This is a genomic window from Cellulomonas sp. B6, from assembly GCF_001462455.1.
Taxonomy (GTDB): Bacteria; Actinomycetota; Actinomycetes; order Actinomycetales; family Cellulomonadaceae; genus Cellulomonas.
This window is the reverse complement of sequence record NZ_LNTD01000072.1, coordinates 1-13817: the sequence shown is the minus strand read 5'-3', so window position 1 is coordinate 13817 and position 13817 is coordinate 1. Positions and strand designations below refer to the sequence as shown.

The following is a 13817-nucleotide window of genomic DNA, read 5'->3' as shown; positions in this document are numbered from 1 at the left end:
GGCGCGCGCAAGGGCGTCGGGTCCGCGGGCGTCGGGTCCTGCGGCGTCAGGTCGTGCGGCGTCAGGTCGCGGCGGTGTGCAGGTGCAGCGCCAGGTGCTCGGCCAGGCGGCGCAGCTCCGCGGGCGGCAGGCCGGTGAACCGCTCGACCTCGCGCGGCGGGTAGCCCGCCTCGACGAACCACTCGACGGTCGCCACGGTCGCCGCGGCGTCGACGGGGCCGTGCCCGACGGACTCGCGCACGAACGTGCTGAACCGCACGGCCGCGAGGTGCTGCGCCGGCGCGACGCCCAGCAGGGTCGTGCACCACCGGTGCAGCTCGCCGACGCTCGCGCCGACCTCGCGCGCGATGTCACCCGCGCGCACGAGCCCGCGGTGCGCCTCGACGTAGGCGATCGCGTCCTCGAGCCGGTCGAGCTCGGCGCCGTCGTGCCGGGGACGGGCCGCGAGCGCGTCGAGCAGCGTGGCGACGGCCGCGTCGTCCGCCCCGTCGTCGAGCAGCGCGCCCGCCCGCGTGACCGCCTCGGCGGGCACGACCTCGTCGACGCCCGCCCAGGCGTCGGCGAGAGGCCGACCGCCGCGCAGGCGTGCCGGGCCGAGCGGGTGCAGCTGCACCCCCAACCGCACCACCGGGCCGCGCTGCCGCGCGACGACCGCGCGCGTCCAGGGTCCGCGCACGCCGTCGACGTCGGGCGTGCGCGCACCGGTCAGCGGGTCGACGAGCTCGCCGGGCGTGCCGCGCACGACCTGCAGGAGCCCGCGGCCGTCGGGCAGCAGCACCTCGACGTGGTCGGCGCCCGCCGCGTGGCGCGCGACCCACGCGTGCTCGGCGACGCCGCGCAGCACGGCGGGGACGGGATACCGGCGGTAGTGGTCGACGGCGACGGGCATGCCCCCATCATGCCGCGCGCGGCGGACGCCGGGAGCCGTCCCGGGGGCCATCCCGAGGGCCGGCGCGGACGGACGAGGTCAGGCGCCGAACGGGCCCACACGCACGACGCTGCGCGGCGCGGCCGCGAGCTCGGCCGCGAGCTCCTGCACCTGTGCCGCCGTCACGGCGCGCACGCGTTCCAGCGACTCGTCGACGTCGAGAAGCTCACCGTGCACCAGCTCCGCCTTGCCGAGCCGGCTCATGCGCGAGCCCGTGTCCTCCATGCCGAGCACGAGCCCGCCGCAGAGCTGGCCGATGCTGCGCGCGAGCTCCGCGGCACCCATGGGTGCGTCGGCCATGCGCTCGAGCTCGGCGACCATGAGCGCGGTCACCTCGTCGACGCGGGCGGGCGTGCAGCCCGCGTAGAGGCCGAACAGGCCCGTCTCGGCGTGGCCGGTCGCGAACGAGTACGTCGAGTACGCCAGGCCGCGCTTCTCGCGGATCTCCTGGAACAGCCGCGACGACATGCCGCCGCCGAGGGCCGCGCTGAGCACCGAGAGCACGAACCGGCGCGGGTCGGTCGAGGTCAGGCAGGGGCCGCCGACGATCACGTTGGCCTGCTCGGTCGAGCGGCGGATCGTCAGCTCGAGCGCCGCGGGCGGCACGGCGGCGCCGGCGGCGCGGCGTGCGCGCGGCGTGGCCGCGGGGTCGAGCGGCCAGCCGCCGGCCGCGAGAGCTGCCTCGACCTGCGCGCACAGGGCGTCGTGGTCGACTCCCCCGGCGGCGGTGACGACGAGGGTCTCGGGGCGGTAGTGCTCGCGGTAGTGCTCCCACACGGCGTCGCGCGGGACGTCGCGGATGGTCTGCGGGGTGCCCCCGATGGGACGCCCGAGCGGCGTGTCGCCGAAGACGGCGGCCGCGAACTGCTCGTGAGCGACGTCCGACGGGTCGTCGTCGTTCATCGCGAGCTCTTCGAGGATGACGCCGCGCTCGGTCTCGAGCTCGTCGGCGTCGAGCCGGGCGGACGTCACCATGTCGGCGATGACGTCGACGGCCATCGGCACGTCGGAGTCGAGCACGCGCGCGTAGTAGCACGTGTGCTCCTTGCCGGTGGCGGCGTTGGCCTCGCCGCCCACCGCGTCGAACGCCTCGGCGATGTCCATCGCCGAGCGTCGCGCGGTGCCCTTGAACAGCAGGTGCTCGAGGAAGTGCGTCGAGCCGAAGTGGCCCGACGTCTCGTCGCGCGAGCCGACGCCGACCCACGCGCCGACCGTGGCCGAGCGCAGCCCGGGCATGAGCTCGGTGAGGACCCGGACGCCGCCGGGCAGGACGGTGCGCCGCACGGCGGCGCCCCCGTCCTGCCCGACGACGAGGTCGGCCCCCGGCGAACCGGGGGCGACCAACGGAAGGGAGAGCGGCACGTCAGACGTCGGCGGGGGCGGACGCGTCCGCGGCCTCGTCCTGGCTGCCGGCCTCGGCCTCGTCGAGCACCGCGTGCAGCGAGAGCTTGCCGCGCGGGTCGATCTCGCCGATCTCGACCTGGACCTTCTGGCCGATCTTGACGACGTCCTCGACGTTCTCGACGCGCTTGCCGCCCACGAGCTTGCGGATCTGCGAGATGTGCAGCAGACCGTCCTTGCCCGGGGACAGCGAGATGAACGCGCCGAACGTCGTCGTCTTGACCACGGTGCCGACGAAGCGCTCGCCGACCTCGGGCATGTGCGGGTTGGCGATCGCGTTGATCGCCGCCCGCGCGGCCTCCGCCGACGGACCGTCGGTGGCGCCGATGTAGACCGTGCCGTCGTCCTCGATGGAGATGTCGGCGCCGGTCTCCTCCTGGATCTGGTTGATCATCTTGCCCTTCGGGCCGATGACCTCGCCGATCTTGTCGACCGGCACCTTCACCGAGATGACGCGGGGCGCGAACGGGCTCATCTCGTCCGGGACGTCGATCGCCTCGGCGATGACGTCGAGGATCGCGAGGCGCGCCTCCTTGGCCTGCGTCAGCGCGCCGGCCAGCACCGAGGCGGGGATGCCGTCGAGCTTGGTGTCGAGCTGGATCGCGGTGACGAACTCGCGCGTGCCGGCGACCTTGAAGTCCATGTCGCCGAACGCGTCCTCGGCGCCCAGGATGTCGGTGAGCGCCGCGTAGCGGGTCTCACCGTCGACCGTGTCGGACACCAGGCCCATGGCGATGCCCGCGACGGGCGCGCGCAGCGGGACACCGGCGTTGAGCAGCGACAGCGTCGCGGCGCAGACGGAACCCATCGAGGTCGAGCCGTTCGAGCCCAGCGCCTCGGAGACCTGGCGGATCGCGTAGGGGAAGTCCTCGCGGGCCGGCAGAACCGGGACGATCGCGCGCTCGGCGAGCGCGCCGTGCCCGATCTCGCGGCGCTTGGGCGAGCCCACACGGCCGGTCTCACCGGTCGAGTAGGGCGGGAAGTTGTAGTGGTGCATGTACCGCTTGCGCGTCTCGGGCGACAGCGAGTCGATCTGCTGCTCCATGCGGAGCATGTTCAGCGTCGTGACGCCGAGGATCTGCGTCTCGCCGCGCTCGAACAGCGCCGAGCCGTGCGCGCGGGGCAGCACCTCGACCTCGGCCGACAGCGTGCGGATGTCCCGCAGGCCACGGCCGTCGATGCGGAAGCCGTCGGTGAGGATCCGCTGGCGGATGAGCTGCTTCTGCAGCGAGCGGTACGCGGCGGAGATCTCCTTCTCGCGACCCTCGAACTGCGCGGCGAGCTCGCCGGCGACCTCGGACTTGATCTCGTCCAGGCGGTTCTCGCGGTCCTGCTTGCCCGCGATCTGCAGCGCGGCGGACAGGCGCTCGGACGCGGCCTGCTCGACGGCGGCGAACGCGTCGGGCTGGTAGTCCGGGAACGTCGGGAAGGTCTGCGTCTCCTTGGCGGCCTGCGCGGCGAGCTGCTGCTGCGCCTCGACCAGGGCCTTGATGAACGGCTTCGACGCCTCCAGGCCCTCGGCGACGACGGCCTCGGTCGGCGCGACGCCACCCTCGTTCTTGATGAGGTCCCACGACTTCTCGGGCGCCTCGGCCTCGATCATCGCGATGGCGACGTCGCCGCCCTCGACGACGCGACCGGCGACGACGATCTCGAAGGTGGCCCGCTCGCGCTCGGTGTAGCGCGGGAACGCGACCCACTGGCCGTCGATCAGCGCGATGCGCACGGCCCCGACGGGGCCCGTGAACGGCAGGCCGGAGATCTGGGTGCTGATCGACGCGGCGTTGATCGCCAGCACGTCGTACGCGTCGTCGGGGTTGATCGACAGGACCGTGACGACGACCTGGACCTCGTTGCGCAGGCCCTTGACGAACAGGGGGCGCAGCGGGCGGTCGATGAGACGGCACGCGAGGATCGCGTCGGTCGAGGGGCGGCCCTCGCGACGGAAGAACGAGCCGGGGATCTTGCCCGCGGCGTACTGGCGCTCCTCGACGTCGACCGTCAGGGGGAAGAAGTCGAAGCCCTCGCGCGGGTGCTTGCCGGCCGTCGTGGCCGACAGCAGCATCGTGTCGTCGTCGAGGTAGGCCACGGCGGAGCCGGCGGCCTGCTTGGCGATGCGGCCCGTCTCGAAGCGGACGGTGCGGGTGCCGAAGCGACCGTTGTCGATCACGGCCTCGGCGAACTGGATCTCGGGACCCTCCACGGGTGCCCTCCTTGTTCTCGAAGGCGCCGCCCAGCCCCGCGACGGTCTTCGACCGTGGTACCCGGACACGAGTTCCGGGAGCCACTACCGAGGACCGGACGAGCGGGTCGGCGCGGTGGGATGCGGTGGTGCGTGCGTGCGGGGTACCGACCCCGTACGCAGGACCAGCCCGGACCGAGACGGTCCGGGCTGGTCCAGGTGGTTCAGCGACGCAGGCCGAGCCGCTCGATGAGGGCGCGGTAGCGGTTGATGTCGATCTTCTGCAGGTAGGCCTGGAGGCGACGACGGCGCCCGACCAGGAGGAGCAGACCACGACGGCTGTGGTGGTCGTGCTTGTGCTCCTTGAGGTGCTCGTTCAGGTCGTTGATGCGGCGCGTCAGCACGGCGATCTGGACCTCGGGCGAGCCGGTGTCGCCCTCGTGGGTGGCGTACTCGGCCATGATGGCCTGCTTCGTGGCGGGGTCGAGCGACACGGTGTCTCCTCAGGATCTTCGTTGCGCGGTGCGCCGGGGCATGTCCACCCGGGCTCTCTCGGTCCGCGGCCGGTCGTACGGCACGGTCACTCTACCGCACCTCGGCACGTGCGGTCCGTGGGTCCGACGCCGTGATCAGGGTGCGGAGACCGCGAGCACCCGCCGCACGTCGTCGACGTCGCGGGCCATGCGCTCGAGCAGCGCGTCGACCGAGTCGAACCGCAGCGTCGGACGCAGCCGCTCGACGAGCTCGAGCACGACCTCGTCGTCGTAGAGGTCGAGGTCGGTGCGGTCCAGCACGTAGGCCTCGACGCGGCGGTCGCGCCCGTCGAAGGTCGGGTTGGTGCCGATCGACACGGCCGCGGGCAGCACGCGCTCGGACTCCGGCACGGACGTGCCGTCGGCGCGCCGCTCGCGGCGCAGCCACCCCGCGTACACGCCGTCGGCGGGGATCATGCCCGCGACGTCGCCCAGGTTCGCCGTGGGGTACCCGAGCTCGCGGCCGCGCGCGTCGCCGTGCACGACGACGCCCCGCACGTGGTGCGTGCGCCCGAGCACGTCGCTCGCGGCACGGACGTCACCGGCCGCGAGGAGCTCGCGCACCCACGTCGAGGACCAGCGTCGGTAGCCCGGCGCGTCCTCGTCGTCGGGACGCACGTCGTCGATGACCTCGACCTCGAAGCCGTGCCGCTCCCCCAGCTCGCGCATCGTCGTCAGGTCACCCGCGTTCTGCCAGCCGAACCGCACGTCACGGCCCACCACGACGGTCCGCGCGTGCAGCGCGTCCACGAGGTAGCGCCGCACGAATGCCTCAGGCGTCTGCCGCGCGAAGTCGAGCGTGTACGTGACGAGCAGCGCGGCGTCCAGCCCCGTGCCGGCGAGCAGCTCGAGCCGGTCCGCGTCGCCCAGCAGCAGCGGCGGCGCCTCGAGCGGCCGGTGCACCTGTGCGGGGTGCGGCGTGAACGTCACGGCGACCGCCTGCGCGCCCACGGCGCGCGCGTCGGCGACCATGCGCGTCAGCACCGCGACGTGCCCGCGGTGGACGCCGTCGAAGTTGCCGAGCGTCACGACGGACGGCCCCCACGCCGTGGGCACCTGCGACACGTCGGTCCAGACCTGCACACCCGCTCCCGTCTGCGCCCCGCGCACGCGGGACCCGGCGGACAAGCCTGCCACGCCCGGGGCCCGTGGCCGTCACCGGCCGCGGCGACGAGTCCGCCGGGGACGCGCGGCGACGTGCGGAGCACGGACGACGGCGCCCCGCCGGTCGCGACCGACGGGGCGCCGTCGCACCTCAGCGCCCGAACCGCAGCGTCAGCCGCGCCCCGTCGGAGGTGGCACGCCCGGCGTCGTTCGTGAAGACCGCGCGGTACTGCGTGCCGATCGCCAGCGGCGTGACCGGCACCCGCAGGGTCGTGGCGTGCGCACCGGGCACGGGCAGCCACGGACCGGAGAACCAGCGGAACTGCCAGCGGACCGTCGGCTGCGGGTACCCGCTCGCCGCCGCCTCGAACGTCGCCCAGGTGCCCAGGCGCGCCGTCGTGTCGGCCGGCTGCCGCACGACGACGGGCGCGGACGACGCGACGACCAGGCGGGCGACGTCGCTCGTCACGGAGCCCGACGCGTTCGTGAACACCGCGCGGTACCTCGTGCCGGCGTTCGCCGCGGTCGCGACGACGTCGAGCGACGCACCGGTCGCACCGGCGACGTCCCGCCACCCGCGACCGTCACCGACCTGCCACTGCACGGTCGGCGCCGGGACGCCCGAGGCGGCGGCCGTGAACGTCGCAGTCGCACCGAGCGCGACGCTGACGTCGACCGGCTGGGTCGTGACGGCGGGCGCGACCGCCGCGACCGACCCGTCGCGCTGGTCCGCGACGAACGACGCGACCCACGACAGCGCCGAGTTCCAGTTGATCGTGAGCTCGTTCGACGCCCACGAGCTGATCTCGTCGAGGTAGCAGGTGGCCGGTGCGCACCCCTCGGTGAACGCGGCCTGCATGGTCGGGTCCCACGTGGAGGCGATCGAGTTGGGCCCGCCGGCGAGCGAGCCGACCGGCGGGTGCGGCAGCGACGGGTCGAGCTGCGCCGCGAACCAGCGCGAGTGCTGGTTCTGCGACGACACCGTCCCCCAGCCCGTCACGTAGGAGTGGTTGAGGGCGTTGCGGCCGAACAGGTAGTCGAGGCCCTCGAGCGTGCCGCGCAGGTACCGCTCGTCGTGCGTGAGGTCGTACGCGGTCGCGGTCACGACGAGGATGTTCGCGACCGAGGAGTTCGAGCCCCAGTCGTACACGCCACCGGTCGGCGAGTACACCGAGCCCCACGGCTGCGCGTCCTGGGCCGCGAGGTACGCGTCGGCCGCGGCGACGACCGACGCCCTGGCCGCGTCGCGGTCGGGCAGCGCGTTCGGCACGGTCGCGAGCGTGAGCCGGCCCAGCGCGGCCGTGCTCCCCCACGAGAACCCGCCGACGCCGAACACGTCGCCCGTGTGGTGCCGGCTGGCCGCGACGTCGTCGGCGTACCGCTGCTCACCGGTCGTGACGAACAGCTCGGCGGCCGCCCAGTAGAACTCGTCGGTGACGTCGGCGTCGTCGTACGGGCCGCCGCCGTCGCTGCCCGCGGCGGCCGGTGCGTAGACGTCGGGGTGCGCGAGCGCCGCGTCGTACGTCGAGCGCGCCGCCGCGAGCAGCGTGTCGGCGAACCCCTGGTCGTACGGCGCGAACAGGCGCGCGCCCTGGGCCGCGACGGCCGCGACGTTGAGCGTCGCCGCCGTGGACGGCCGGTGCAGCGAGCGCGGCTGCGCGTCGTCCGCGGGCATGAGCGGCAGACCCGTCCAGCCCTCGTCGTGGATCTTGTGGTGCACCATGCCGGCGTACTCGCCGGACGGCGCGACCATCCGCAGCATCCAGTCGAGCTCCCAGCGCGCCTCGTCGAGGACGTCGGGGACGCCGTCGCCGTGCTCCGGCAGGGCGAGCGTGCCGTCGTCCAGCGCACCCGGCTGCGCCGTCGCGGCCGTGAGCGTGCGCTCGTACGTCGAGAGCAGCTGCGCGACGGCGATGCCGCCGTTGACGACGTACTTGCCGTGGTCGCCCGCGTCGTACCAGCCGCCGCTCACGTCGAGCGTGTAGTCGCACGTCCAGCCGTCGTAGTAGTCGCGCGGCCCGATGCACGGCACCGCGGTGTCGCCCTGGTTCGGGGCGACGCCGACGTGCCCGGCCTCGCGCGCGTACTGCTCGCCGACGATCGACGCCTCGATGTCGGTGCCCGACCGCGCGAGGTAGAAGTAGTTGAGCGCGTCGTACCGCAGCTGGGCGTACAGGTCCGCGGCGATCGCGAACGGGTGGCTCGTCTCGCCGTCCGCGACGAGCGTCAGACCGGTCCCCGTGGCCGTGACGTCGGAGAAGTCGACGACGTGCACGTCCCGACCCGACGACGCGTCCGCGCCGACGACCTGCGTCGTGCCCTGCGCGAGGGTCGCGCCGTCGGCGTCGTGCAGCTCCCACGCGACGGGCTCCGTCGCGTCGGTCACGAGCGTCGCGCGCTTCGGGCCCTGCGGCAGGTACCCCACCTGGTTGACGCGCACGCGCGGACCGGTGTCCGGCTCGTAGGCGGGCGGCGGGGTGGCGGACGTGGTCAACGAGACCTCCGAGAGGCAGAACGTGTACGGCGCGGCCTTGCCCAGGTGGAACGCCACCTGGCCGGCGGCCTCGCCGTCGGCGGGGAACGTGTGCGCCGCCGTGAACGGGTACGTCAGGGTCGTGGCCTGCGTCCCGAGCGGTGCGGCGGACTGGTCGAGCACCGTACGGTACGCACCGCCGCCCTCGCCGACGATCGCGCGCACGGGAGTGGCGGGCTCCGTGCGACCCGTGAAGGTCAGCACGTAGTTCTCGCCCTCCTCGATCGGCAGGCCCGTGAACGACAGACCCGCGTCCCACGGGTTCGCGTTGCCGCCGGGCACGTCGACGCACATCTCGCCGTCGGCGAACGTCGGGTCGCCCGTGCCGTACAGGCCCCAGGGCCCGAGGTCCTCGGCGAACGACGTGTGCGGCAGGAGCTCGGCGTCGCCGGAGAACGTGACGTCGTCGAGGCAGAACGTCCACGCGTCGGGCGTGAACCCGCCGAGCTGGAACGCGATCTGCCCCTCGGGCTCCTCGTCCGTCGCCGTCGCGGGGTAGGACGCGGTCGCGGTGAACACCTCCTCGACGGCCGTGGGTGAGGCCGTGAGGGACGGGCTCGTGTCGAGCACCGTGCCGTAGGGCGCGCCGTTCTGGCCGACGAGCGCCCGGATCGTGACGTCGGTCGACGCGCTGGCCGTGTACGCGAGCGTGTAGGTCGTCCCCTCCTCGACAGCGACGCCGTTGAGCACGACGCCCACGCCGTACTGCGCGGAGCCGGCAGGCACGTCGACGCACAGCGCCCCCGCGCTCGTGTCCACGTCGCCGTCCGTGCCGTAGGCGACCCACGCGCCGGGCCCGTCGTCGAAGTCGTCGTCGACCGCCGTCGCGGGCGCCAGCCCGGCGCCGGCGAGGACGGCGGCGGCCGTGAGGGCGGTCGCCACGCGGGCGGTCCGTCGTGCACGTCGAGAAACCACGTCGTCTCCCCTGGGTTCGGGAGCGCTCCCACCTCGGTGTGGGAGGCGCTCGTCGTGCGAGCCAGGGTAGGGGTGAACCGGACGATCCGGAAGAGTCCGACGTGCTGCGGTGCGCATCGGGGCGGCACGGCGTCCCATCACGCTCGTCCGCTCGACGCGGAGGAGCGCTCAGGACGCGGGCGAGAACACCACGACAGGCCGCAGCCGGGGCCCGCGACGCTCGACCACCGCGACGAGCGACCCGTCGGGCCCGAGCGCGGCGAGCGGCCCGTCCGGCGCACCGGTGGCGTCGACGCCCTGGCCGTAGGACAGCGCGCGGGCATCCGCCTCGTCGAGCTCGCGCGCCGGCAGCGCGGCACGCGCGGCGTCCGCGAGCGGAAGGACCGCCACCGCCCGGTCCTCGGGCGTGGCCGCGAGGGCGTCGAGCGTGCGTGCGTCGGCCAGCCCGTAGCCCGCCACACGGGTCCGGCGCAGCGCGGTGAGGTGCCCGCCGACGCCGAGCGCCGCACCCAGGTCCCTCGCCAGGGCACGGACGTACGTGCCCGACGAGCAGGTCACGGCCACGTCGACGTCGAGGACCCCGACGCCGTCGACGGTCGCGGGACGCACGTCGAGCACGTCGAGACGGGCCACGTGCACCGGGCGCGCGGCGAGCTCGACGTCCTCGCCGGACCGCACGCGGGCGTAGGCGCGCTGCCCGTCGACCTTGATGGCCGACACGCTGCTCGGCACCTGCTGGATGTCGCCGGTGAGCGCGGCCACGGGTGCGGCGAGGTCGTCCCGCGTGAGGCCCGACGCGTCGTGGACGACCACGGTCTCGCCCTCGGCGTCGTCGGTGGTCGTCGCGACCCCGAGGCGCACGGTGGCGGTGTAGTCCTTGTCGGCGCCCGTGACGTACGTGAGCAGACGGGTCGCACGCCCGACGCCGATCACCAGCACGCCCGTCGCCATGGGGTCGAGCGTGCCGGCGTGGCCGACCTTGCGGGTCGACGCCAGCCGCCGCACGCGGGCCACGACGTCGTGGCTGGTCCAGCCCGCGGGCTTGTCGACGACGAGCACGCCGTCGTCGGCCGTGGGGCGGCGCGGCCCGGCGGGCGGGCGGGCCGCCCGCTCGGGTCGGCTCACTCGGCGGTGTCGTCGTCGGCGCGGCGGTACGGGTCCTCGTCGCCGGCGTACCGGGCACCCTGCGCGAGGCGCGCGACCTCGGCGTCCCGACGGGCCGCCTCGGACAGCGCCGACTCGAGGTGCGCCGCGGTCTCGGGGACCGCGTCGAGGTGGAACGCGAGCGTCGGCGTGAGCCGGATGCCCGTCTGCTTGCCGACCTCGGAGCGGATGAGCCCCTTGGCGCTCTCGAGCGCCTTCGCGGACCCCGCGCGCGCCTCGTCGTCCCCGAGCACGGTGTAGTACACGTCCGCGTGCTGCAGGTCGCCGGTGACGCGCACGTCGGTCACCGTCACGAACCCGAGCCGCGGGTCCTTCACGCGCGTGTCGATCATCTGCGCGACGACCTGCTGCACCCGCTCCGCGAGCTTGCGCGCCCGCCCTGTGTCAGCCATGTGTCCAGCCTTCCTTCCAGGCCCTCCCCCTCCCGGGGGCGTGGGGTACCTCACCACTGACGAGGGTGGCCGCAGGGAGGGGTGCGGCGGGCCGTGGTGGGCCTGGCACGGGCCGCCAGGCCCGCGGTAGGCCCGCCGCACCCCTCCCGGAGGCCGCCCGGGGGCGAGCACGTGGCTCACCCCCGGGCAACGAACCTCACGAACGCGGCTTCTCCCGCATCTCCCACGTCTCGATGACGTCCTCGGGCTGCAGGTCGTTGAACGACCCGAGACCGATACCGCACTCGTAGCCCTCGCGGACCTCGGTCGCGTCGTCCTTGAAGCGCTTGAGCGACTCGATCGTGAGGTTGTCCCCCACGACCTTGCCGCCGCGCAGGACGCGGGCCTTCGAGTTGCGGACGATCGTGCCCGAGCGCACGAGCGAACCGGCGATGTTGCCGAACTTGGAGGAGCGGAACACCTCGCGCACCTCGGCGGTCCCGAGCTGCACCTCCTCGTACTCCGGCTTGAGCATGCCCTTGAGGGCCGCCTCGACGTCGTCGATCGCCTGGTAGATGACCGAGTAGAAGCGCACGTCGACGCCCTCGCGGTCGGCCAGCTCCTCGACGCGCTCCGCGTACTTCACGTTGAAGCCGATGATGATCGCGTTGTCGACGGTGGCGAGGTTGACGTCGTTCTGCGTGATGGCACCCACACCGCGGTGGATGACGCGCAGGTCGACCTCGTCGCCGACGTCGATCTTGAGCAGCGCGTCCTCGAGCGCCTCGACGGCACCCGACACGTCGCCCTTGAGGACGAGGTTGAGGGTCTCGACCTTGCCCTGCTGGAGCGCCTGCGTGAAGTCCTCGAGGCTGATGCGCTTGCGGCGCTTGGCCAGGAGGGCGGCACGCTCGGCCGCCTCGCGCTTCTCGGCGATCTGCCGCGCGGTCCGCTCGTCGGGCGCCACGAGGAACGTGTCACCCGCGCTCGGCACCGACGCCAGGCCGAGGACCTGGACCGGACGGGCCGGGCCCGCCTCGGCGACGGTCTCGCCGTGCTCGTCGAACATCGCGCGGACGCGGCCGTGGGCCGTGCCCGCGACGATCGCGTCACCGACGCGCAGCGTGCCGGACTGGACCAGGACGGTCGCGACCGCGCCGCGGCCCTTGTCGAGGTTCGCCTCGATGGCGACGCCACGCGCGTCCTTGTCGGGGTTGGCCCGCAGGTCGAGCGACGCGTCGGCGGTGAGCAGGACGGCCTCGAGGAGCTCGTCGATGCCCATGCGCTGCTTCGCCGAGACGTTGACGAACATCGTGTCGCCGCCGTACTCCTCGGCCACGAGGTTGTACTCGGTCAGCTGCTGGCGGATCTTGTCGGGGTTCGCCGACTCCTTGTCCACCTTGTTGACCGCCACGACGATCGGCACGTTGGCCGCCTGCGCGTGGTTGAGCGCCTCGATGGTCTGGGGCATCACGCCGTCGTCCGCCGCGACCACGAGGATCGCGATGTCGGTGACCTGCGCACCACGGGCACGCATGGCGGTGAACGCCTCGTGACCCGGGGTGTCGATGAACGTGATGGCCCGCTCCTGGCCCTCGTGCTCGGCACGGACCTGGTAGGCACCGATGTGCTGCGTGATGCCGCCGGCCTCGCCCGCGACGACGTCCGTGGAGCGGATCGCGTCGAGGAGCTTGGTCTTTCCGTGGTCGACGTGGCCCATGACGGTGACCACGGGGGGACGCGCCATGAGGTCGTCGTCGCCCTCGGCCTCGAGCTCGGCGTCGAGGTCGATGTCGAAGGACCCGAGCAGCTCGCGGTCCTCCTCCTCGGCCGACACCATCTCGATGACGTAGCCGAGCTCGGCCGCGAGCGTGCCGAACGTGTCCTCGTCGAGCGACTGCGTCGCGGTCGCCATCTCACCGAGGTGGAACAGCACCGTGACGAGGGCTGCCGGGTTGGCGTCGATCTTGTCGGCGAAGTCGTTGAGCGACGAGCCGTGACGCAGGCGGATGACCGTCTTGCCGTTGCCGCGCGGGACGCTGACGCCACCGAGCGACGGGGCCTGCATGGCCTCGAACTCCTGGCGCTTCGCGCGCTTCGACTTCCGCCCGCGGACCGGACGACCGCCGGCGCGACCGAACGCGCCCTGGGTCGAGCCGCGACCGGCACCGCCGGGACGACCGCCGCCGCCGGGACGACCGGCGAAGCCGCCGCCACCGCCGGGAGCACCGCCACCGGGTCGCGCACCGCCGCCGAAGCCGCCGCGACCGCCGCCGCCGCGACCGGCGCCCGCACCCGCGGGACGCTCGCCGGGGCGACCGACACCGCTCTGGGTGCGGCCGGGCATCATGCCCGGGTTGGGACGCGGGCCACCGGGACGCGGACCGCCCGGACGGGGACCGCCGGGACGCTCGCCCGCGGCCGCGGCCGGGGCGCCCTCGGCGGGACGCCGGTCACCGGGACGCGGCATGCCCTGCGAGGACGCGAACGGGTTGTTGCCCGGGCGGGGACCGCCGGGACGCGGACCGCCGGAGCGGTCGCCGCCGCGCGGCATGCCCTGCGAGGGCGCGAAGGGGTTGTTGCCGGGGCGAGCCGCGGGGCGCGGCGCGCCCGGACGGGCGCCACCGGGCGCACCGGAGCCGCCGCCCTGCGCGGGACGCGGGGCACCGGGACGGGCGCCGGGCGT

At 74.1% G+C, this 13817-nt stretch carries 9 protein-coding genes; all 9 read right to left on the bottom strand.

Features of this window, described 5'->3' with window-relative positions; genetic code table 11:
- Window positions 1–61: 61 nt before the first annotated feature.
- Complete coding sequence (locus ATM99_RS06180; RefSeq protein ID WP_062102052.1) at window positions 62–889, bottom strand: helix-turn-helix transcriptional regulator; 828 nt, start codon at window positions 887–889, stop codon at window positions 62–64.
- A gap of 78 nt (window positions 890–967) precedes the next feature.
- The gene (locus tag ATM99_RS06175; RefSeq protein WP_062102051.1) at window positions 968–2290 is read right to left on the bottom strand and encodes a pitrilysin family protein; all 1323 of its coding nucleotides are present in this window, start codon (window positions 2288–2290) and stop codon (window positions 968–970) included.
- Window position 2291: 1 nt separating this feature from the next.
- Window positions 2292–4532 carry a polyribonucleotide nucleotidyltransferase gene (locus tag ATM99_RS06170; RefSeq protein ID WP_062102050.1) on the bottom strand — a complete coding sequence of 747 codons (2241 nt, stop codon included), beginning with the start codon at window positions 4530–4532 and terminating at the stop codon, window positions 2292–2294.
- Window positions 4533–4735: 203 nt separating this feature from the next.
- On the bottom strand, window positions 4736–5005 hold the full coding sequence (rpsO, locus tag ATM99_RS06165; protein ID WP_046528127.1) for a 30S ribosomal protein S15: 270 nt from the start codon (window positions 5003–5005) through the stop codon (window positions 4736–4738).
- Between the two features lie 135 nt (window positions 5006–5140).
- Window positions 5141–6127 (bottom strand): bifunctional riboflavin kinase/FAD synthetase, encoded by a 987-nt coding sequence (locus ATM99_RS06160; protein ID WP_062102049.1) that lies wholly within the window; start codon window positions 6125–6127, stop codon window positions 5141–5143.
- 172 nt (window positions 6128–6299) lie between these two features.
- Window positions 6300–9563, bottom strand: coding sequence for a glycoside hydrolase family 9 protein (locus ATM99_RS06155; RefSeq protein ID WP_223304827.1), 3264 nt, complete (start codon window positions 9561–9563; stop codon window positions 6300–6302).
- A 201-nt stretch (window positions 9564–9764) separates the two neighbouring features.
- On the bottom strand, window positions 9765–10721 hold the full coding sequence (truB, locus tag ATM99_RS06150; RefSeq protein ID WP_062102047.1) for a tRNA pseudouridine(55) synthase TruB: 957 nt from the start codon (window positions 10719–10721) through the stop codon (window positions 9765–9767).
- A complete protein-coding gene (gene rbfA / locus ATM99_RS06145) occupies window positions 10718–11152 on the bottom strand; it encodes a 30S ribosome-binding factor RbfA (RefSeq protein ID WP_062102046.1) in 435 nt (144 codons plus the stop codon). The genes truB and rbfA overlap by 4 nt, the downstream gene beginning before the upstream one ends.
- A 196-nt stretch (window positions 11153–11348) precedes the next feature.
- Window positions 11349–13817 (bottom strand): translation initiation factor IF-2 (gene infB, locus ATM99_RS06140; RefSeq protein WP_062102045.1); only part of this gene is annotated, 2469 nt, incomplete at its 5' end.